Genomic DNA, 21,911 nt, shown 5'->3' with positions numbered 1-21,911 from the left:
GCGAAAAGAGGAATCTTTCTTTCATGAAACACATCATTGCCGTGCTGCTCGAAAACGAGCCGGGAGCCTTGTCGCGCGTGGTGGGCCTGTTCTCGGCCCGCGGCTACAACATCGAATCGCTGACCGTGGCCCCCACGGAAGACGCATCGCTGTCGCGCATGACCATTCAGACGAATGGCTCCGAAGACGTGATCGAGCAGATCACCAAACACCTGAATCGCCTGATCGAAGTCGTCAAGGTCGTGGACCTGACCGAAGGCTCCTATACCGAGCGCGAGCTCATGATGGTCAAGGTCCGTGCCGTGGGCAAGGAACGCGAGGAGATGAAGCGCATGGCGGACATCTTCCGCGGCCGCATCATCGACGTGACCGAAAAGAGCTACACGGTCGAGCTGACCGGCGACCAATCCAAGAACGATGCCTTCCTGCAGGCGCTGGACCGCACGGCCATTCTGGAAACCGTGCGCACCGGCTCCTGCGGCATCGGCCGCGGCGAACGCATTCTGCGCGTTTGATGCGCTGCAACGCACCTGAAACCTGTCCCCTTCCCCTTTTCAACCCCTACACACACGAAGCCTGGAGCCAACATGAAAGTTTTCTACGACAAGGACTGTGACCTGAGCCTGATCAAGGGCAAGACCGTTGCCATCATCGGCTACGGCAGCCAGGGCCACGCACACGCGCAAAACCTGAACGAAAGCGGCGTGAAGGTCGTGGTCGGCCTGCGCAAGGGCGGCGCTTCCTGGGACAAGGTCGCCAAGGCTGGCCTGACCGTCGCGGAAGTCGATGACGCCGTGAAGTCCGCCGACCTGGTCATGATCCTGCTGCCGGATGAGAACATCCCCGAGGTCTACAACAACAACGTGGCCCCCAACATCAAGCAAGGCGCCACGCTGGCCTTTGCCCACGGCTTCAACATCCACTACAACCAAGTCGTGCCCCGCGCCGATCTGGACGTGATCATGGTCGCCCCCAAGGGTCCTGGCCACACCGTGCGTTCCGAGTACCTGAAGGGCGGCGGCGTGCCTTCGCTGATCGCTGTGTACCAGGACAAGTCCGGCAAGGCCCGTGACCTGGCCCTGTCCTATGCCATGGCCAACGGCGGCGGCAAGGGCGGCATCATCGAGACCAACTTCAAGGAAGAAACCGAGACCGACCTGTTCGGCGAGCAAGCCGTTCTGTGCGGCGGCGCGGTGGAACTGGTGAAGATGGGCTTCGAGACCCTGACCGAAGCCGGCTACGCTCCCGAAATGGCCTACTTCGAGTGCCTGCATGAGCTCAAGCTCATCGTGGACCTGATGTACGAAGGCGGCATCGCCAACATGAACTACTCGATCTCGAACAACGCCGAGTACGGCGAGTACGTGACGGGTACCGAAGTCATCAATGACAAATCGCGCGAAGCCATGCGTGCTGCCCTCAAGCGCATCCAGACCGGCGAATACGCCAAGATGTTCATCCAGGAAGGCCGCACCAACTACCCGAGCATGACGGCCCGCCGCCGCATGAACGCCGACCACGCCATCGAGAAGGTCGGTGGCCAGCTGCGCGCCATGATGCCCTGGATCTCCAAGAACAAGCTGGTTGACCAGAGCCGCAACTGAGATTGCTGCATTCCATCTTGCCTGGGTCGCGCAAGCGGCCTACGCAAGGTGCAGGACAAGGCCACCCCAATGGGTGGCCTTTTTCGTGCAGGGAAGGGGTGCGGCGCGCAGGTACACTGACCCTTTCGGGGCGGCGCGGTCCGCTCCCTTAGAATACTATCGTTTTAATAGCTGCCCGCGCCCGTAGGCGCTGTGCTGGAGGCTGGATTGATGCAAAACCACAATGAGTCCAACGAGATTGAGGGCGTGGTGGTGCGCAAGCGCCGCAAGGGTATCTACATCCTGCCCAACCTGTTCACGCTGGCTGCGCTGTTCGGTGGCTTCTACGCCATCGTGATGGCCATGAACGGCCGCTTTGAGCTGGCTGCCGCAGGCGTGTTCTGCGCCATGGTGCTCGACAGTCTTGACGGCCGCGTGGCACGCATGACCAATACGCAAAGCGCCTTTGGCGAACAGATGGACTCGCTGTCGGACATGGTGTCCTTCGGCGCCGCTCCCGCCTTGATCGCCTATGAGTGGGCGCTCAAGGGCATTGGTCGCTGGGGCTGGATTGCCGCCTTTGTCTATTGCGCCTGCGCTGCACTGCGGCTGGCGCGTTTCAACGTGAATACCGGCACGGTGGACAAGCGCTGGTTCCAGGGCCTGCCTTCGCCTGCGGCGGCGGCGCTGGTCACGGGCTTCATCTGGCTGCTGGACGAAGCGGGCCTGCTGCGCGGTCAGGATGCCTGGCTGAGCTGGACGCAGATCACCTGGATCATGTTCTTCCTGACCCTGTACGCGGGCCTGACCATGGTCACCAATGTGCCGTTCTACAGCTTCAAGGACGTGCACTTCAAGAAGAGCGTGCCGTTTGCCGCCATCGTGCTGATTGCGCTGGGCATTGCCATCATCAACATCCACCCGCCCATCGTGCTGTTCGGCGTGTTCCTGCTCTACGGTTTCTCGGGCTATGGCGTCTACGCCTGGCGCAAGGCCAAGGGCCAGCGCACCAGCGTCATCAGCACCTCGACCGACGAGCCCGAGGAGCGCGGCCTGCACAAGTGATGCGGCGCAGCATCTTCACAGCCTTTGTGAACCTGTGCTAAAGTCGTTCGAATGCAATACCTGTCGCTAGCTCTACTACTGATGTCCAACGGGCAGAGACAGTAGCGCGCGCGTACATACCTACTTTCACGGCCCGTTTGCACCAGCGACGGGCCGTTTTGCATTTGTGGGGTCGCTGGAGCAGGTGGGTCTTGTTTTTACCTAGACGATAGAAAGCACTTCAGCCATGTTGCAAAACCCTTCGACCAAGTACCGTCCGTTCGCTTTCGCTCCCGTGCGTCTGCAAAATCGCAGCTGGCCCGACGCGACGATTACCAAGGCTCCGATCTGGTGCAGCGTGGATCTGCGCGATGGCAACCAGGCGTTGATCGAGCCCATGGACATCGATCGCAAGATGCGCATGTTCGAGCAACTGGTGAAGATCGGCTTCAAGGAGATCGAGGTCGGCTTCCCCTCCGCTTCGCAGGTGGAGTTCGACTTCATGCGCAAGCTCATCGAGGAAAACCGCATTCCCGATGACGTGACCATCCAGGTGCTGACCCAGGCGCGCGAGCACCTCATTCGCCGTACCTTCGAAGCGCTCGAAGGCGTGCCCCGTGCCATCGTCCATCTCTACAACGCCACCGCGCCCGTGATGCGCCGCGTGGTGTTGAACATGAGTGAAGACGAGATCGTCGAGCTGGCCACCACCAATGCCCGCATGTTCAACGAGATCGCTGCCGGCTACCCCCAGACGCAGTGGACCTTCCAGTACTCGCCCGAGATGTATTCGGACACCGAGCTGGAGTTTTCCAAGCGCGTCATCGATGCCGTCACCGATGTATGGCAGCCCACGCCCGAGCGCAAGTGCATCATCAACCTGCCCACCACGGTGGAGCATTCCACGCCCAATCTGTTTGCCGACATGGTGGAGTGGACGCACCGCCACATCCAGCGCCGTGATTCCATCGTGCTGTCCGTCCATCCCCACAACGATCGCGGCACGGGCACGGCCACGGCCGAGCTCGCGCTGATGGCCGGTGCCGACCGCCTCGAAGGCTGCCTGTTCGGCAACGGCGAGCGCACGGGCAACCTCGACGTGGTCAACGTGGCGCTGAACATGTACATCCAGGGCGTGTCGCCCGGGCTGGATTTCTCCGATATCGACGGCATCCGCAGCACGGTCGAGCATTGCAACCAGTTGCCCGTGCACCCGCGCCATCCCTACGTGGGCGATCTGGTCTACACCTCGTTCTCTGGCTCGCACCAGGATGCGATCAAGAAGGCCTTCGCCGACCGCAAGGAAGGCGACGTCTGGGACATGCCCTATCTGCCCATCGATCCCAAGGACCTGGGTCGCAGCTATGAGGCCGTGATCCGCGTCAACAGCCAGTCGGGCAAGGGCGGCATCGCCTATCTGCTTGAAAGCGAATATGGCCTCCAGTTGCCGCGCCGCCTGCAGATCGAGTTCAGCCAGGTCGTGCAGCGCGAGATGGATGCCAGCGGCAAGGAATTGGCTGCGGCCGACCTGTGGAATCTGTTCCAGCGCGAATACGGCCTGCAATCCGTGCAGGCGCCGCACTACCGGCTGAGCGAGAACGATGGTGTGGTCAGCCTGTCGGCCGACCTGGCCGTCGAAGGCGGCAAGCGCACGGTCGAGGCCGAGGGCACGGGCCCGATCGATGCCTTCGTGCAGGCGCTGAGCGAGCACAGCGGCCGCGCGGTGCGCGTGCTGGACTATGCCGAGCACGCCATTGGCGAAGGCGCCAACGCCAAGGCCATCGCCTATGTGGAACTGCGCGTGGACGAGTCCCACGTGTGCTACGGCGTCGGGGTCGATGCGAATATCGTCTCTGCCTCGTTCCGGGCCATCATGTCGGGCTTGCAGCGTGTTCCCTCCGCCGAGAATGCGGTGGAGCAGGAGGCGGTTACCGCCTGAATTTCGTTCCCGAGCCGGTGCAGCCACAAGCGCACCGGCTTTTTTCATCGCCTGCCCGTGGGCAGGGGCTTCGCATCCACAAGAAAGACGAGACTCCCCATGACCGACCAATTGATCATTTTCGACACCACCTTGCGTGACGGCGAGCAGTCGCCCGGTGCCTCCATGACCCGCGACGAGAAGCTGCGCATCGCGCGCCAGCTCGAACGGCTGAAGGTCGATGTGATCGAGGCCGGTTTTGCGGCGAGCTCCAACGGTGACTTCGAGTCGGTGCAGGCCATTGCACGCGCCATCAAGGACTCCACCATCTGCTCGCTGGCGCGGGCCAATGACCGTGACATCGCCCGTGCGGCCGAGGCTCTGAAGGATGCCAACCGCGCGCGCATCCACACCTTCATTGCGACCAGCGCGCTGCACATGGAGAAAAAGCTGCGCATGACGCCCGAACAGGTGCTGGAGCAGGCGCGCCAATCCGTGCGCTTTGCGCGCAACCTGATTGCCGACATTGAGTTCAGCCCGGAGGATGGCTACCGCAGCGACCCGGATTTCCTGTGCCGCGTCATCGAGACCGTGATCGCCGAGGGCGCAACCACGATCAACGTGCCCGACACCGTGGGCTATGCCATTCCCGAGCTCTACGGCGCCTTCATCAAGAACCTGCGCGAGCGCGTGCCCAACAGCGACAAGGCGGTCTGGAGCGTGCACTGCCACAACGACCTGGGCATGGCCGTGGCCAACTCGCTGGCCGGCGTCAAGCTCGGAGGCGCCCGCCAGATCGAATGCACCATCAATGGCCTGGGTGAGCGCGCCGGCAACTGCTCGCTGGAAGAAGTGGTGATGGCCATCAAGACGCGCAAGGACTACTTTGGCCTGGACGTCAACATCGACGCCCTGCACATCGTGGCCGCCAGCCGCATGGTCAGCCAGACCACCGGCTTCGTGGTGCAGCCCAACAAGGCCGTGGTGGGGGCCAACGCCTTCGCCCACGCCTCCGGCATTCACCAGGACGGCGTGCTCAAGGCGCGCGACACCTACGAGATCATGCGTGCCGAGGACGTGGGCTGGAGCGCCAACAAGATCGTGCTGGGCAAGCTCAGCGGCCGCAACGCCTTCAAGCAGCGCCTGCACGAGCTGGGCGTGGAGCTGGACAGCGAAGCCGCGATCAATACCGCCTTCGCCGCCTTCAAGGAGCTGGCCGACCGCAAGAGCGAGATCTTCGACGAGGACATCCTGGCCCTGGTGACCGAGCAGGACGCGCATCAGCAGGCCGACCCCTTCCAGTTCATCTCGCTGGCTCAGCAAAGCGAGACAGGTGAGCGCCCACACGCGTCAGTGGTGTTCAGCCGCGACGGCCGAGAGATCAAGGCCCAGTCCGACGGCAATGGCCCGGTCGATGCCTCGTTCAAGGCCATCGAGTCCGAGGTGAAAAGCGGTGCCGAGATGCTGCTGTACTCGGTCAACGCCATCAGCGGCTCCACCGAAAGCCAGGGCGAAGTGACCGTTCGCCTGCAGCGCAGCGGGCGCGTGGTCAACGGCGTGGGCGCCGACCCTGACATCGTCGTGGCTTCTGCCAAGGCCTATCTGAGCGCGTTGAACAAATTACACAGCAATGCAGAGATCGTGGCTGCGCAGGGGTAAGCACTCGCCTTATAATTTCACTTAAATTATCGAAAAGTCGCACAAGTTATTGTCACAGTGCGACTTTTTCGATTAATGTAAGGTCTAGTCACAAATTCTTGCTGCTTGGAGCATTTCTCATGCCCACCCTACGCCGTGCCCGCCTCGGTCGATTTGCTCAGGTCATGTCCTTTCTGGCCCTGAGTTGTGCTCTTGCTGCTCCGGGCGCATATGCCGCGCCCGCCAAGAAAGTTGCCAAGAAACAGGTGGCCGTGGCCCCTGTCAAGAAGAAGGCGGTGAAGGAGCGCGCCACGGCCGCTCCCCAGGGCAAGCGCGTTGCCAAGAGCGCGCGCCAGCCCAGCCGCGTCGCTGCACGCAGCGTGGCCAGCCCCATTCGCGCCGTTGCCTACGAGCCACGCCTGTCCTTCGGCCAGATGGCCGGTCTGCATGCGGTGGCCGATCCTCTGGATCTCAAGAGCAGCGTGGCCCTGGTTCTGGACCAGGACACCCATGAGGTGCTGCTGAGCAAGAACGACCACGCCGTCTTGCCCATCGCCTCGTTGACCAAGCTGATGACCGGCCTGCTGATTTCCCAGGCCCATCTGCCGATGGATGAAACCATCACCATCACGCAGGACGACGTGGATACCGAAAAGGGCAGCAGCTCGCGCCTGGCCGTCGGCACCACGCTCACGCGCGGTGAAATGCTGCACCTGGCCCTGATGTCCAGTGAAAACCGCGCTGCCCATGCCCTGGGTCGCACTTTCCCTGGTGGCCTTGATGCCTTTGTCCAGCAGATGAATGCCAAGGCCCGTCTGCTGGGCATGACCGATACCCGCTACGTGGAGCCCACCGGGCTGTCCAGCCGCAACCAGTCCAGCGCCCGTGATCTGGCCGTGCTCGTCAATGTGGCGCACAGCGATCCGCTGGTGCGCGAGTACACCACCTCGCCCGGCTATGAGGTGGCCGTGGGCCGCCGCACGCTGCAGTACAACAACACCAACCGTCTGGTGATGAGCCCCACCTGGGACATCGGTCTGCAAAAGACCGGCTACATCTCCGAGGCAGGCCGCTGCCTGGTCATGCAGGCGCAGGTGGCTGGCCGCAAGATCATCATGGTCTTCTTGGATTCGGCCGGAAAGTTCAGCCGCCTCGGCGATGCCGAGCGCGTGCGCCACTGGGTGGAGTCCATGGGACAGGTGGCTGGCGATCCCATGATCCACAAGGTCAAGGGCTGAGTTTTCTTTCCCCTCACGACAAAGGCGCCGATGGCGCCTTTGTTGTTTCTGGGGGGGCAGAGGTCTGTGTAGCCAATGGCCCCTGGCCAATGCCAACGGGGCCGACGGCCGTTCAGTGGCTGCTGCGCGCGTAGGGGTTGGGTGGCGGTGCCGCCGGGCGGGTTGCGTTGAAGCCCAGGGCGCTCGAGATCTCCTGTGCGGTGGATTGGAGCTTGGACATCCAGCTCTCGTCCAGCCGGTCGGCGGGAGCGGAGATGGACAGGCCGGCCACCAGCTTGCCCTGGTCGTCGTAGATGCCGGCGGCCATGCAGCGCACGCCCAGTTCCAGCTCTTCGTTGTCGCGGGCCACGCCATGGTGGCGTACCTTGTCCAGCTCGTTTTCCATGTCGGCCAGCCGCGTGATGCTGAAGTGCGTCTTGCCGGGCAGGCCGGTGCGCGTGGCGTAGGCGCGGACCTGTTGCGCATCGTCCGCCGCCAGGAACAGCTTGCCGTTGGATGTCAGGTGCAGCGGCGCATGGCCGCCGATGGCGCGCACCACCTGCATGCCGGAGCGCTCGCTGTATGCGCGTTCCACATAGACGATTTCATCGCCCTGGCGCACGCTGAGGCTGACCGGCTGCTGGATCTGCTTGTGCAGCTGGCGCATGGGGATCAGGGCCGCTTCGCGCACGCTCAGGCGGGCCTTGACCAGATTGCCCAGTTCCAGGAAGCGCATGCCCAGGCGGTAGCTGCCCGATTCGGGGCGATCGACAAAGCGGCCAATGGCCAGATCGTTGAGGATGCGGTGCGTGGTGGAGGGGTGCAGGCCGGTGCGCTCGCTGATCTCCTTGAGCGATACCGCTTCCTCGCGCGAGGCCAACACGTCGATCAACGTGAACATGCGTTCCAGGACTTGGACGCTGGGCTTGGGGGAGGCCGCGTTATCGTTTTTTTTCATGAGGCGGAGTGGAGTTTCGGCATTCGGTCATTCTAGCGGCGGCCATGGCATGGCGGCATATGTGCCGCCAGCAAACAGCGGCTATGCGCATAAGAAATGTCGCTGAAAAGGCGTGGAGTGACGCTGTATCAGCGCGGCAGCTGATCCACGCGCTGCCAGCGCTCGTCAACGCGCACTTCATGGGGCAGGAAGCGCGCCTTGTAATTCATCTTCTGGCTGTCGGCGATCCAGTAGCCCAGGTAGACATAGGGCAGGCTCATGGACCGGGCCTGGTCGATCTGCCACAGCACATTGAAGGTGCCGTAGCTGGCGGGGTCGTTGGGCTCGTAGAAGGTGTAGACGGCAGACAGCCCGTCTTCCAGCACATCGAGGATGGAGACCATCTTCAGCGTGCCGATGCCGCCATCGGCCGCCGGCGTGCGGAACTCCACAAGGCGCGAGTTGACGCGGCTTTGCAGCAGGAACTGGGTGTACTGGTCCACGCTGTCATGGTCCATGCCTCCGCCGCTGTGGCGGCTTTGCTGGTAGCGCAGGTACAACTGGTAGTGCTCGTTCGAGTAGTGCAGGCGCTGGATCGATGCCGTGAGGTCGGCATGGCGCGCGGCGGCGCGGCGCTGGCTGCGGTCGGGGCGGAAGTCATGGACCAGGATGCGCATTGGCACGCAGGCGCGGCATCCGTCGCAATACGGCCGGTAGGTGAACATTCCGCTGCGGCGAAAACCCAGTGAAACCAGCTCCGAATAGGCGCTGTTCTGGATCAGGTGGCTGGGTGTGGCCACTTGCGAACGCGCCAGCCGGCCATCGAGATAGCTGCAGGGGTAGGCGGCGGTGGCATAGAACTGCAGGGCCTGCAGCGGAAGATCGTTCGGGTGCGTCATGGTGTGCTGGCGGCAGCCGGTGATGTGTCGCCAGCCTCACCGGACGGTGGCAGCAACGCGTCCCAGTATACGTTTTCGAACTGCCAGCGCATGGGCGGCAGCTGGCTTTGCTCGGCCACGGTTTGCAGGAACCGGGCGCGCGGCATTTCGCGCGCCCCCAGCGAGGCCAGATGCTGCGTGGCCTGTTGGCAATCGATCTGCACGGCGCCTTGGTGTCTGCACAGCGCAACCAGGGCCGCCAGCGCGATCTTGGATGCGTCGGTGGCATGCGCGAACATGGATTCTCCAAACACGGCGCGGCCCAGTGCCACGCAATACAGGCCGCCCACCAGGCGTCCGTCCACCCAGGTCTCCACGCTGTGGGCTGCACCCTGGTGGTGCAGGTCGGCATAGGCGTCAAGAATTTCCTGCACGATCCAGGTGCCATCCTGGTCATGGCGCACCGTCTGGGCGCAGTGCTGCATCACGGTCTCGAACGCGCTGTCGATGCGGATCTCGCAGCCCGGCGTGGCGCGAAAGCGCTGCAATGTCTTGCGCAGGCTGCGGTGCAGCCGGAACTGCGATGTCTGCAGCACCATGCGTGGATCGGGCGACCACCACAGCGTGGGCTGGCCTTCGCTGAACCAGGGAAAAATCCCCTGGCTGTAGGCGATGCGCAGATGCGCCGCATCCAGCGTGCCGCCTGCGGCCAGCAGGCCCGGGATGGGGTCGTTGGGGCCCCATGCCGTTTCCACAGGAGGGAAGGCCTGGTGGGGGATGAGCCATGGGAGGGGATGGGACATGATCGGGTGCGGACGGAGGAAATGGATTCGTATTCTCTGCAGCCGCAGTCTTGCACAAACCATGCGCAAGAGGGCTGCGTGGATGCGAGGGCATCGCCTGGCCGGGGTAAGTGAACCTCCTACGCGGCCTTGTCGCGCCAGGGGACAGTGCCGTCTGGCAGGCTTGGGCTATGCTGGTTCCGTCTTCTTGCGGATGCTTGGCTTTCGCTGTGAAGGCATCGAAGGAGGATGAGCGATGTTTTTCAGCAAAATCTTTGGCGCAAGCCTTGCCGAGCCGCGCTATATCCGTCGCACCCGGGCCTACCTGCAGGAAGCCCGCATGGCGATGCTGGAGCACACCATTGCAGCGGAGTACTACAAGTCCTCTGCTGACATGTATGCGGAACGTGCCGCGCGGCTGGAAGAAGAGCTGCGCGCATGGGAAGAGGGTGTCGAGCAATCCCGTGCCGCCCATGTTTCGCGCCGCGCACATGCTAGGCACAGCAAGCCCGTCACCGTGGAGCCCGCCGCAACTCCATCGCCACCGAACACGCCCACCGTGGGCATGGTGCGTGCAGCCTGACCCAACAAAAAAGCCCGCATGCGTTGGCATGCGGGCTTTTCATCTGGCTCCTCAACCTGGGCTCGAACCAGGGACCTACGGATTAACAGTCCGGCGCTCTACCAACTGAGCTATTGAGGAATATGTTGGCGTTGGGTCTTGTACGATTGCAAGGCCACTGAAATTTGGCTCCTCAACCTGGGCTCGAACCAGGGACCTACGGATTAACAGTCCGGCGCTCTACCAACTGAGCTATTGAGGAATACACGTCTATCGACAGAGATCTTGTGCGGTTGCAAGATCTTGAAATTCTTTTGGCTCCTCAACCTGGGCTCGAACCAGGGACCTACGGATTAACAGTCCGGCGCTCTACCAACTGAGCTATTGAGGAACAAGACCTAGATTATATGACGTAAAAAACACGTCACAGAAAACTCGGGGGAATTTTTTCAGGAAGGCCGGCTGCAGGCCTTCATTCTCACGGCTCGGGCCTGAACCACAGCCACACCAGCACGCAGCCCATGGAGGTCAGCGCCACGGCCTGCACCCAGGCGGGCGGGCGTGTCCACAGCAGTATGACGGCGCACAGGCTCATCATGGCGCTGGCGCTCCATTTGGCGCGCCGGCTCACGCAGCCGCCCCGTGCCCAGTTGCGCAGCATGGGGCCGAACAGGCGATGGCGCCACAGCCAGGTGTGCATGCGCTGGGAGCTGCGCGCCGCGGCCCAGCCGGCCATGAGCACGAACACCGTGGTGGGCAATCCTGGAATGAAGATGCCGGCAATGCCCGTGGCCAGGCTCAGGCAGGCAAACAGCTGCAGCGCCCAGCGCAACGGGGCGGCCGGCATGCGGTGCAGGGGAGGGGGATCGTCATCATGGAAGGCCGGCGCCGTGCCTGCCTGCGCAGTGGCCTCTGGCTCCAGGGCCTGTGCCGTGGGTATTTGCTGCGCGCCTGCCTCACGGTCCTCTGGGGACGCGGTGGATGACTCTCTGGCGGTGCTGGGCATGCTGCGATTGTGCCAGCGCGCTGTGGCCATGGCGGCCAAGAGGTGGCCAGGAGGCAGTCGGGAGGCAGCCGGGAACCGGGCGGCCGCTATGCTTGGCAACCCACATTTACATGCATAGCCTTGCACTGCCATGACTGTCCGCACCATTTTGAAGATGGGCGATCCGCGCCTGCTGCGCGTCGCCCAGCCCGTGACCGAATTCGACACCGACGAACTGCACCTGCTGCTCAGCGATTTGCTGGACACCATGCATGCAGCCAACGGCGCGGGGCTGGCCGCGCCGCAGATTGGCGTGGACCTGCAGATGGTGGTGTTCGGCTCCGGCCTGCCCAATCCGCGCTACCCCGATGCGCCCGTGGTGCCGCGCACCGTGCTCATCAACCCGGTCATCACGCCCATGGGCGAGGACGAGCAACTGGACTGGGAAGGCTGCCTGTCCGTACCCGGAATGCGCGGCATGGTGCCGCGCTGGAACCATATCCGCTACACGGGCTTCGATGTGTTTGGCGATGCCATCGACCGCACGGTGGGTGGTTTTCATGCGCGCGTGGTCCAGCATGAGTGCGATCACCTTTGGGGAAAGCTCTATCCCATGCGCATGCGTGACTTCAGCCAGTTCGGCTTCACCGATGTGCTGTTCCCCGGTATCAGCGCGGCCGAGGACGACTGAGCGGGCGGGCGCTGCCCGTATTCAAGGATCTTCGGTCAGGTCTTTGTATACAAATCGGTAGACAATTTTTCCATGCTGGCGCCGTACATTGGCACTTCCCGCCAAGGCGGGGATTGTGTGCGTTCGCCCGCCAAGAGCTGCCAAGCAGCCACCGGGCTTCGCGATGCAGGATGCAGGAGAGCGCGGCCTATCGGGTCGGCGGCAAAAGGTGCGCGGGGGCGCGCCTGCCGCCATCCGGCTGCCGCGTACTTGTCCGGCGTTCTGTGAACAAGAGGACAAGGAGACAGCGATGGAAAAAAGTTCTGGCAATGCGCCTGCCCTGGGTACAGACATCCGCCCGGAGGACGAGCAACTCGGCCTCACGGCCAACACCCTCTATGGTTTGCAGCATGTGCTGACCATGTACGGAGGCATCGTGGCCGTGCCCCTGGTCATGGCCAATGCGGCCGGCATGTCGGCGGCCGACACGGGCCTGCTGATCACGGCCTGCCTTTTCATGGGCGGGCTGGCCACGCTGCTGCAGACGCTGGGCATTCCGTTCTTCGGCTCGCGCCTGCCGCTGGTGCAGGGCGTGTCCTTCTCGGGCGTGGCCACCATGGTCAGCATCCTGCACACGGGCGGCGGCATGCAGGGCGTGCTGGGCGCCGTGCTCTTTGCCTCGGTGTTCGGCCTGATCATTGCGCCCATTTTTTCCAAGCTCACCCGGTTTTTCCCGCCGCTGGTCAATGGCTGCGTGATCACCATCATCGGCCTGTCGCTGATGCCGGTGGCGGCCCACTGGGCCATGGGCGGCAATCCCCAGGCGGCCGACTACGGCAGCATGGGCAACATCGGGCTGGCGGGCCTGTCGCTGGTCATCGTGCTGGCGCTGAGCAAGCTGGGCAACGCCATGATCTCGCGCCTGTCCATCCTGCTGGCCATCGTCATCGGCACGGCGGTGGCGGCCATGATCGGCAAGTCCGACTTTTCCGAGGTGGGCAGCGGCGCCTGGTTCGCCGTGCCCATGCCGCTGCACTTCGGCTGGCCGACCTTCAGCCTGGCGGCGACGCTTTCCATGTCCATCGTGATCCTGGTGACCCTGGTGGAAACCTCGGCCGACATCCTGGCCGTGGGCGACATCGTGGGCACCCGCGTGGATTCGCGCCGCCTGGCCGACGGCCTGCGCGCCGACATGCTGTCCAGCGTGGTGGCGCCGTTCTTCGGCTCGTTCACGCAGAGCGCCTTTGCCCAGAACGTGGGCCTGGTCGCGGTCACGGGCATCAAGAGCCGTTATGTCGTGGCCTTCAGCGGGCTGATCCTGATCGCCTTCGGCCTGCTGCCCATCATGGGGCGCATCGTGGCCTGCGTGCCGCCCTCGGTGCTGGGCGGCGCGGGCCTGGTGCTCTTTGGCACGGTGGCGGCCAGCGGCATCCGCACGCTGGCCAAGGTGGACTATCACAACAATATGAACCTGATCATCGTGGCCGCGTCCATCGGCATGGGCGTGCTGCCCATGGTCAAGCCGGACTTCTATCACCACTTCCCGGACTGGTTCGCCACCATGTTCCATTCGGGCATCAGCTCCACGGCGGTGACCGTGCTGCTGCTGAACCTGGTCTTCAACCACTTCAAGCAGGGCAACCCCGAGGAGCCTTCGGTGTTCGGCGCAGGTTCTGAGCGCGTGCTCAGCGAGGCCGTGCTGTCTGCCCTGGCCGATGGCGACCGGGTGGTCGACGGCAAGCTCTATGACCGCGAGGGCAAGGAAGTGGCCACGGTGTCGGCGCCTGCGGCTGCCATGCACTGACGGCGGCAACCACGCCAGCGCCTGGATGCAAAAGGCCCGCCCTGGTTGACAGGGCGGGCCTTTTTTTCGCCGCAAGCTCAGACCGCCAAGGCCTGCAGCAGCTCGGTTTCTATGAGCAACTGGCGCTGGTTGTTCTGCAGTTCGGCGCCCTCGATCAGAAAGCTGTCTTCCACGCGCTCGCCCAGCGTGCTGACCTTGGCCAATTGCACGCTCAGGTGGTGCTGGGCCAGGATGCGCGCCACGGTGTAGAGCAGGCCGGCCCGGTCCGTGGCCGAGATGGACAGCAGCCAGTGCTGGGCTTTCTCGTCGGGCTGCAGCGTGACGCGCGGCGCAAAGGGGAAGCTTTTGACGCGGCGCGACAGGCGCCGGGGGGATGGCTCGCGCAGCGGCCCGCCCTGCATCAGCGCGGCGACCAGATCGTTCTCGACCATGTGCATCAGTTCGCGGTACTGCTCCTGCATGGCGGGCGCGACCACCTGGAAGGTGTCCAGCGCATAGCTGTTGTGGGCCGTGTGCACGCGCGCATCCAGAATGGAGAAGGCCGCCCGGTCGAAGTAGCCGCAGATGCGCGCGAACAGATCGGGCTGGTCAGGCGCGTAGACCAGCACCTGCAGCCCCTCGCCGGCCAGGGAGCGGCGCGCGCGCACCACGGGGCGGGTGGTGCCCACGTGGCGCGACAGGTGGCGTGTGTGCCAGGCGATGTCGGCCGCCTCGTGGCGCATGAAATAGTCCACGCCCAGCGTGTCCCAGAGCTTCTTGTGCGATTCGAAGGGCTGGGCTGTCAGTGCCAGCTGCACCAGGGCTTCGCGGCGGCGGGCCTCGATTTCGGCGGCTGCATCGGGCGCGCGTCCGCCCATGACGCGCAAGGTCAGGCGATAAGTGTCCTCCAGCAGTTTGCCCTTCCAGGCGCTCCAGACCTTGGGGCTGGTGCCGCGGATGTCGGCCACGGTCAGCAGGTACAGGGCCGTGAGGTTGCGCTCGTTGCCCACGCGCTCGGCAAAGGCCTGGATCACCTCGGGGTCCGACAGGTCCTGCTTTTGCGCGACCTGGCTCATGGTCAGGTGCTCGCGCACGAGGAATTCGATCAGCTCGGCGTCGGCGCGCGCAATGCCGTGGGCGCGGCAAAAACGCTTGGCCTCCACGGCGCCGATGATGGAGTGGTCGCCGCCGCGGCCCTTGCCGATGTCGTGGAACAGCGCGGCCACGTACAGCAGCCAGGGCTTGTCCCAGCCGCTGGCCAGTTGGGAGCAGAACGGGTACTCATGCGCATGCTCGGCCATGAAAAAGCGCCGCACATTGCGCAGCACCATGAGGATGTGCTGGTCCACCGTGTAGACGTGGAACAGGTCATGCTGCATCTGGCCCACGATGCGCCGGAACGGCCACAGGTAGCGCCCCAGCACCGAGGTCTGGTTCATCAGCCGCATGGCGTGCGTGATGCCGCTGGGCTGCTGCAGGATCTTCATGAAGGTGGCGCGGTTGACCGGGTCGCGCCGGAAGGCCGCATCCATCAGGTCCCGCGCGCCGTACAGCGCGCGCAGCGTGCGCGCCGACAGGTCGGTGAGGCCCACATGGGTCTCGTACATCAGAAAGGTTTCGAGGATGGCGTGCGGCTCGCGCTCGTAGAGATCGTCGCTGGCCACCTCGATGGTGCCGGCCTTCTCGTAGAAGCGCGAGTTCAGCCGGATGCGCGGCGTGGGGCGCGGGTTCAGCCGCTCCTCGATGTTCAGCCGCAGGATCTGGCACAGCTGGGTCACGGCCTTGGCCGCCCAGTAGTAGTGGCGCATCAGCGTCTCGCTGGCGCGCATGGCCAGCTTGCGCCCTTCGGCCGAGGTGGAGCGGTAGCCAAAGGCCTCGGCCACGGCGGTCTGCTGGTCGAAGACCAGGCGGTCCTCATGCCGGCCCGCCACCGCATGCAGGCGAGCCCGTATCAGGCTCAGCAGGGCTTCGTTGTCCTCGAGCTGCCGGCGCTCGAAATCGGTGATCAGCCCCTTGCCGGCCAGGGCCTGCCAGCTGCTGCCCAGGCCTGCGGCACGGGCCAGCCAGATCATGGTGTGCAGATCGCGCAGGCCTCCGGGCGATTCCTTGCAGTTGGGCTCCAGCGAGTAGGGCGTGCTCTCGTACTTGTTGTGGCGCTGGCGCATTTCCAGCAGCTTGCCGGACAGAAAGGCGTGCGCATTCATCTGGGCCTGGTAGCGCGTCTGGAACTCGGCGAACAGCGGCTCGCTGCCGCAGATGCGGCGTGATTCCAGCAGGGCGGTCTGCACCGTCAGGTCGCGCTCGGATTCCTCCAGGCATTCGGCCAGCGTGCGCACGCTGGAGCCGATCTCCAGGCCCGCGTCCCAGCAACTGCCGATGAATTTCTCTATGCGCGAGGCCAGCTCGGCATCTGCCGTGCCAGCGGCTGGCAGCAGCACCAGCACATCGATGTCGGAATAGGGAAACAGCTGGGCGCGTCCGAAGCCGCCCACGGCGGCCAGGCAGGCCTCGGGCGGCATGCCGGCGCGATGCCACAGCGCGCGCAGCAGCGTGTCGGCCAGATCGCTCAGGTGCTGCAGCACCAGGCGCACGCCGCGCCGGCCCATGGTGGGCGCCAGCAGCGAGCCTATCCAGCGCCCGCGATCCCGGGCGTACTGCACGCGCAACTGCTCCAGCGAGTCCGGGGCAGAGGGCGCAGCGTGGGAAGGAGTGTGGTCAGTGGTCTGTTTCATGCGCGGCGAGGGCAGGGAAGGCGCCGGGAGCGGGTGCCCCGGACGCCATGCCATTTTGCCTGCGCATCACGCAAGAAACATGCCGAGCCTCAGCAGCTCGTGGTGGTAACGAAGGGGGGCAGCGCGGGCGAGCCGGCCGACAGGGTCATGACTTCGTAGCCGGTCTTGGTCACCACCAGGGTGTGTTCCCACTGGGCCGAGAGGCTGTGGTCCTTGGTCACGATGGTCCAACCGTCCTTGCCCAGTTCCTTGATCTCGCGCTTGCCCAGGTTGAGCATGGGCTCGACAGTGAAGACCATGCCCTCTTCGAGAACGGTGCCCGTGCCGGGGCGGCCATAGTGCAGGATCTGGGGCTCTTCATGGAACTTCTGGCCGATGCCGTGGCCGCAGAACTCGCGCACCACCGACAGGCCGTGGCCTTCGGCAAAGGTCTGGATGGCGTTGCCGATGTCGCCCAGCGTGGCACCGGGCCTGACCTGCTGGATGCCCAGCCACATGGCGTCGAAGGTCAGTGCCGACAGCCGCTTGGCTGCGATGGAGCACTCTCCGATCATGAACATGCGGCTGTTGTCGCCGTACCAGCCGTCCTTGGTGATGACCGTGACGTCCACATTGACGATGTCGCCCTTCTTGAGCGGCTTGTCATTGGGAATGCCGTGGCAGACCACATGGTTGACCGAGGTGCACAGGTGTCCGGGGTAGGGTGGGTAGCCGGGCGGCTGGTAGCCGATGGTGGCGGAGACCGTGCCCTGCTGCGCCATGCATTCGGCGCCCAGGCGGTCGATCTCGGCCGTGGTGATGCCGGGCTTGATGTGGGGGGTGATGTAGTCCAGCACTTCCGAAGCCAGGCGGCAGGCCACGCGCATGGCTGCGATGTCTTCAGCGCTCTTGATGGTGATGCTCATGCCCGCAATTATCCCATTGCGCCTTCGGGCGTGCAGGGGTAAGGGGCGGCTGTCGCCATCGGGACGGCTCAGCCCGGTAAAATAGCGGCCTCACCGATTCAGCGCCTTGCAGCCAGCCCCCGGAGGGCGGGGCCGCAGGGCGCTTTTCACAAGCCTCCTCACCCAACAGGCCGCCACGTGACCTTGCATCTGACACAGTTGGAGGGTGGAAACGCTCTCAGCTCGTTCCGCGCCCAGCAGCTCCTGACCGAACTGGTCTCCATCCATCCCAAAATCACCGGCATTGCCGCGCGCTTCGTGCACCTGGTGGCCACGGACGCCGCACCCACGCCCGCATTGCAAGAGCGCCTCCAGGCGCTCTTGACCTATGGAGACCCCTATGAAGGCCCGGCCGACGGTGCTGCCCTGGTGGTCACGCCGCGCCTGGGAACGATCTCCCCCTGGGCCTCCAAGGCCACGGACATTGCCCGCAACTGCGGCCTGGGCGTGTTCCGCGTGGAGCGCATCACCGAATACCGCATCGCCTTCAAGACCGGCCTGCTGAGCAATGTGCTGGGCAGCGCGCCTGAACTTTCGGCCGAGCAGACTGCACGGATCGCCGCCTTGCTGCACGACCGCATGACCGAGTCGGTCTTCGCCACGCGCGCCGAGGCCGAGCAACTGTTCTCCGCCCTGGACGCCGCTCCCATGGAGTTCGTCGATGTGCTGGGCGGCGGCCGCGCCGCGCTGGAGACCGCCAACCGCCAATGGGGCCTGGCCCTGGCCGACGACGAGATCGACTACCTGGTCGATGCCTTCAAGGGCCTCAAGCGCAATCCCACGGACGTGGAACTGATGATGTTCGCGCAGGCCAATAGCGAGCACTGCCGCCACAAGATCTTCAACGCCCAGTTCACCATCGACGGCGAGGCCCAGGACAAGAGCCTGTTCGGCATGATCCGCAACACGCACCAGGTCTCGCCCCAGCACACGGTGGTGGCCTACTCGGACAACGCCTCCATCATGGAAGGCCATGAGGTCGAGCGCTTCGTCGCCACCTTCGAGGCGGCCCGGGACAAGATCAAGGCGCCCAGCTACCAGAAGAAGCAGGCCGTCAACCACGTGCTGATGAAGGTGGAGACGCACAACCACCCCACGGCCATCTCCCCCTTCCCCGGCGCATCGACCGGCGCGGGCGGCGAGATCCGCGACGAGGGCGCCACGGGCCGCGGCTCCAAGCCCAAGGCCGGCCTGTCGGGCTTCACGGTCTCCAAGCTGTGGGGCAGCGAAGTGGGCAAGCCCGAGCACATCGCCAGCCCGCTGCAGATCATGATCGAGGGCCCGCTCGGTGGCGCGGCCTTCAACAACGAATTCGGCCGTCCCAACCTGACCGGCTATTTCCGCGAGTACGAGCAGCAGGTCGGCGTGGGTGCCGATGCCGTGATGCGCGGCTACCACAAGCCCATCATGATCGCGGGCGGCCTGGGCGTGATCGACTCCGAACTGACTCAGAAGATCGAGTTCCCCGCCGGCACCCTGCTGATCCAGCTGGGCGGCCCCGGCATGCGCATCGGCATGGGCGGCGGCGCTGCCAGCTCCATGGCCAGCGGCACGAACGCGGCCGAGCTGGACTTCGACTCCGTGCAGCGCGGCAATCCCGAGATCGAGCGCCGCGCCCAGGAAGTCATCAACCACTGCTGGGCCCAGGGCGACAAGAACCCCATCCTGGCCATCCACGACGTGGGTGCCGGCGGCCTGTCCAATGCCTTCCCCGAGCTGACCAACGATGCGGGCCGTGGCGCGCGCTTTGACCTGCGCGCCGTCAACCTGGAGGAATCCGGCCTGGCGCCCAAGGAAATCTGGTCCAACGAAAGCCAGGAACGCTATGTGATGGCCATCGCTCCCGAATCGCTGGCCGAGTTCACGGCCTTCTGCGAGCGTGAGCGCTGCCCGTTTGCCGTGATCGGCACGGCCACGGAAGAACGCCAGCTGGTGCTGGAGGACACGGCGGTGGCCTCGGGCGACCAGAAGTTCCCCGTGGACATGCCCATGAACGTGCTGCTGGGCAAGCCGCCCAAGATGCACCGCGACGTGGCCACCGTGCAGCGCGAGCTGCCGCCCATGGACCTGACCGGCGTGCCCCTGGAAAAGGCCGTGATCGACGTGCTGGCCCACCCCACCGTGGCCTCCAAGCGCTTCCTGATCACCATTGGCGACCGCGCCGTGGGCGGTCTCACGCACCGCGACCAGATGGTCGGCCCCTGGCAGGTGCCCGTGGCCGACGTGGCCGTGACCCTGGCCGACTACCGTGGCTTCAAGGGCGAGGCCATGGCCATGGGCGAGCGCACGCCGCTGGCCTCCATCAATGCCCCGGCGTCGGGACGCATGGCCGTGGCCGAGGCCATCACCAACATGCTGGCGGCGCCCATCGAGCTGTCCAAGGTCAAGATGTCGGCCAACTGGATGGCGGCCTGCGGCGAGCCCGGCGAAGACGCGGCGCTCTACGCCACCGTCAAGGCCGTGGGCATGGAGCTGTGCCCGCAACTGGACATCTCTATCCCCGTGGGCAAGGACAGCCTGTCCATGCGCACCCAGTGGAACGAGGGCGGCCAGGTCAAGAAGGTGACCTCGCCCGTCAGCCTGATCATCACGGGCTTCGCCTCCATCGACGATGTGCGCGGCACGCTCACGCCCCAGCTGGACGCCACGGAAGACGACAGCACCCTGGTCCTGGTGGACCTGGGCCGCGGCAAGATGCGCATGGGCGGCTCCATCCTGGGCCAGGTGCTGGGCCAGTCCGGCAATGAAACGCCTGACCTCGATGACGCCAAGGACCTGATTGCCCTGGTCGATGCCGTCAATGACCTGCGCGCCAAGGGCCAGATCCTGGCCTACCACGACAAGGGCGACGGCGGCCTGCTGGCCACCGTGGCCGAGATGGCCTTTGCCGGCCATGTGGGCGTGGCCATCAACGTGGACATGCTGGTCACCGAAGGCGACGGCATCAGCGACAGCCGCATGGACTCGGGCGAAGGCAAGAACTGGGCCTCCCAGATCAGCGGCCGCCGCGACGACATGACGCTGCGCGCGCTGTTCAACGAAGAGCTGGGCGCCGTGCTGCAGATCCGCACGGCTGACCGCGCCGCCGTGCTGCAGACCCTGCGCGAGCATGGCCTGTCCACCTGCAGCCACATCATCGGCAAGACGCGCCCCGTTTCGTCCAAGGTCGATGCGGGCAAGGGCGAACTGCAGGTCTGGCGCGATGCCAAGTCCGTCTTCGGCGCCTCGCTCAGCGACCTGCACCAGGTCTGGGATGCCGTCAGCTGGAAGATTGCCCAGCAGCGCGACAACCCGGCCTGCGCCGACAGCGAGCACGCCGCAGCCGGCGAGCCTGCCGACCCGGGCATGCACCTGCACCTGACGTTCGACCCGGCCGAGAACCCCGCCGCACCCTTCCTGAACCTGGGTGCGCGCCCCCGCGTGGCCGTGCTGCGCGAGCAGGGCGTGAACTCCCATGTGGAAATGGCCTACGCCTTCACCGAAGCCGGCTTCGACGCGGTGGACGTGCACATGACCGACCTGCAAAGCGGCCGCGCGCAGCTGCAGGACTTCGCCGGCGTGGTGGCCTGCGGCGGCTTCAGCTACGGCGACACGCTGGGCGCCGGCATCGGCTGGGCGCGCTCCATCACCTTCAACGACAGCCTGTCCGCGCAGTTCCAGCAGTTCTTCGGCCGCAGCGACACCTTCGGCCTGGGCGTATGCAATGGCTGCCAGATGTTTGCCGAGCTGGCCGACATCATTCCCGGTGCCCAGGACTGGCCGCGTTTCACGCAGAACCAGAGCAACCGCTTCGAGGCGCGCCTGTCCATGGTGGAAGTGCTGGAGTCGCCCAGCCTGTTCCTGCAGGGCATGGCCGGCAGCCGCCTGCCCATCGCCGTGGCCCACGGCGAAGGCTTTGCCAACTTCCGCTACCGCGGCAATGCGGACAAGGCCATCGCCTCCATGCGCTATGTGGACAACCACGGCAAGGCCACCGAGCAGTACCCGTTCAATCCCAACGGATCGGCCGGCGGCCTGACGGCAGTGACCACGGCCGATGGCCGCTTCACGGCCATGATGCCCCACCCCGAGCGCGTGTTCCGCAACGTGCAGATGAGCTGGACCAACGGCGACAAGTCGGAATTCAGCCCCTGGATGCGTGTGTGGCGCAACGCCCGCAAGTGGCTGGGTTGATGCACTGAGCGACGCTGCAAAGCAGACAAAGGCCCTTCGGGGCCTTTTCTTTTTCTGTTTCTTTT

16 protein-coding genes and 3 tRNA genes are annotated in these 21,911 nt (G+C 64.8%); 10 read left to right on the top strand and 9 right to left on the bottom strand.

The genetic code is table 11. From position 1 onward, the window contains the following. The first annotated feature begins 23 nt into the window (after positions 1–23). The 6 genes from ilvN to ACUTR7_RS11520 all read left to right on the top strand — a co-directional run bounded on the left by ilvN (position 24) and on the right by ACUTR7_RS11520 (position 7,421). Positions 24–515 (top strand): acetolactate synthase small subunit, encoded by a 492-nt coding sequence (ilvN, locus tag ACUTR7_RS11545; protein ID WP_012206665.1) that lies wholly within the window; start codon positions 24–26, stop codon positions 513–515. 72 nt (positions 516–587) lie between these two features. Further along, entirely contained in the window at positions 588–1,604 is a 1,017-nt protein-coding gene (gene ilvC / locus ACUTR7_RS11540) for a ketol-acid reductoisomerase (RefSeq protein WP_012206664.1), read from the top strand. A 210-nt stretch (positions 1,605–1,814) separates the two neighbouring features. After that, positions 1,815–2,648 carry a CDP-diacylglycerol--serine O-phosphatidyltransferase gene (gene pssA, locus ACUTR7_RS11535; RefSeq protein ID WP_012206663.1) on the top strand — a complete coding sequence of 278 codons (834 nt, stop codon included), beginning with the start codon at positions 1,815–1,817 and terminating at the stop codon, positions 2,646–2,648. A gap of 226 nt (positions 2,649–2,874) precedes the next feature. Continuing rightward, positions 2,875–4,566 carry a 2-isopropylmalate synthase gene (gene leuA / locus ACUTR7_RS11530; protein ID WP_445608891.1) on the top strand — a complete coding sequence of 564 codons (1,692 nt, stop codon included), beginning with the start codon at positions 2,875–2,877 and terminating at the stop codon, positions 4,564–4,566. A gap of 99 nt (positions 4,567–4,665) precedes the next feature. Then, positions 4,666–6,204, top strand: a complete 1,539-nt coding sequence (locus ACUTR7_RS11525; protein ID WP_012206661.1) for a 2-isopropylmalate synthase — start codon at positions 4,666–4,668, stop codon at positions 6,202–6,204. A gap of 119 nt (positions 6,205–6,323) precedes the next feature. Beyond that, positions 6,324–7,421, top strand: a complete 1,098-nt coding sequence (locus ACUTR7_RS11520) for a serine hydrolase (protein WP_013801508.1) — start codon at positions 6,324–6,326, stop codon at positions 7,419–7,421. A gap of 112 nt (positions 7,422–7,533) precedes the next feature. Here the strand turns inward: ACUTR7_RS11520 and ACUTR7_RS11515 are convergent, their stop codons facing one another. From ACUTR7_RS11515 to aat, 3 genes are all read right to left on the bottom strand, one after another. After that, positions 7,534–8,358 (bottom strand): IclR family transcriptional regulator, encoded by an 825-nt coding sequence (locus ACUTR7_RS11515; protein ID WP_012206659.1) that lies wholly within the window; start codon positions 8,356–8,358, stop codon positions 7,534–7,536. A 128-nt stretch (positions 8,359–8,486) separates the two neighbouring features. Continuing rightward, positions 8,487–9,236, bottom strand: a complete 750-nt coding sequence (locus ACUTR7_RS11510) for an arginyltransferase (protein ID WP_012206658.1) — start codon at positions 9,234–9,236, stop codon at positions 8,487–8,489. Continuing rightward, the gene (aat, locus tag ACUTR7_RS11505) at positions 9,233–10,018 is read right to left on the bottom strand and encodes a leucyl/phenylalanyl-tRNA--protein transferase (protein WP_063325907.1); all 786 of its coding nucleotides are present in this window, start codon (positions 10,016–10,018) and stop codon (positions 9,233–9,235) included. The genes ACUTR7_RS11510 and aat overlap by 4 nt, the downstream gene beginning before the upstream one ends. 235 nt (positions 10,019–10,253) lie before the next feature. Between aat and ACUTR7_RS11500 the strand changes: the two genes are divergently transcribed. Beyond that, positions 10,254–10,580: a hypothetical protein gene (locus ACUTR7_RS11500; RefSeq protein ID WP_012206656.1), complete on the top strand. Its 327-nt coding sequence runs from the start codon at positions 10,254–10,256 to the stop codon at positions 10,578–10,580. A gap of 44 nt (positions 10,581–10,624) precedes the next feature. Here ACUTR7_RS11500 and ACUTR7_RS11495 read toward each other — a convergent pair. The 4 genes from ACUTR7_RS11495 to ACUTR7_RS11480 form a co-directional block, all read right to left on the bottom strand. Beyond that, a tRNA-Asn gene (locus ACUTR7_RS11495) sits at positions 10,625–10,700 on the bottom strand. A gap of 45 nt (positions 10,701–10,745) precedes the next feature. Continuing rightward, a tRNA-Asn gene (locus tag ACUTR7_RS11490) sits at positions 10,746–10,821 on the bottom strand. Positions 10,822–10,874: 53 nt separating this feature from the next. After that, positions 10,875–10,950: transfer RNA gene (locus ACUTR7_RS11485), tRNA-Asn, on the bottom strand. Between the two features lie 87 nt (positions 10,951–11,037). Continuing rightward, complete coding sequence (locus ACUTR7_RS11480) at positions 11,038–11,406, bottom strand: YbaN family protein (RefSeq protein ID WP_049801494.1); 369 nt, start codon at positions 11,404–11,406, stop codon at positions 11,038–11,040. Positions 11,407–11,695: 289 nt separating this feature from the next. Here ACUTR7_RS11480 and def point away from each other — a divergent pair, with 289 nt between their 5' ends. Further along, positions 11,696–12,235: a peptide deformylase gene (gene def / locus ACUTR7_RS11475; protein WP_445608890.1), complete on the top strand. Its 540-nt coding sequence runs from the start codon at positions 11,696–11,698 to the stop codon at positions 12,233–12,235. Between the two features lie 289 nt (positions 12,236–12,524). Further along, on the top strand, positions 12,525–14,018 hold the full coding sequence (locus tag ACUTR7_RS11470; protein WP_012206653.1) for a nucleobase:cation symporter-2 family protein: 1,494 nt from the start codon (positions 12,525–12,527) through the stop codon (positions 14,016–14,018). A 77-nt stretch (positions 14,019–14,095) separates the two neighbouring features. Here the strand turns inward: ACUTR7_RS11470 and ACUTR7_RS11465 are convergent, their stop codons facing one another. Continuing rightward, entirely contained in the window at positions 14,096–16,729 is a 2,634-nt protein-coding gene (locus ACUTR7_RS11465; RefSeq protein ID WP_013801514.1) for a [protein-PII] uridylyltransferase, read from the bottom strand. Positions 16,730–16,818: 89 nt separating this feature from the next. After that, complete coding sequence (gene map / locus ACUTR7_RS11460) at positions 16,819–17,634, bottom strand: type I methionyl aminopeptidase (RefSeq protein ID WP_034396030.1); 816 nt, start codon at positions 17,632–17,634, stop codon at positions 16,819–16,821. A gap of 177 nt (positions 17,635–17,811) precedes the next feature. Here map and purL point away from each other — a divergent pair, with 177 nt between their 5' ends. Continuing rightward, positions 17,812–21,846, top strand: coding sequence for a phosphoribosylformylglycinamidine synthase (gene purL, locus ACUTR7_RS11455; protein ID WP_445608889.1), 4,035 nt, complete (start codon positions 17,812–17,814; stop codon positions 21,844–21,846). Positions 21,847–21,911 lie beyond the last annotated feature (65 nt).

The organism is Delftia sp. NA_296.1 (assembly GCF_052692095.1).
Note: the sequence above shows the minus strand (reverse complement) of the source record. Positions and strands in the feature narration are given on the sequence as shown.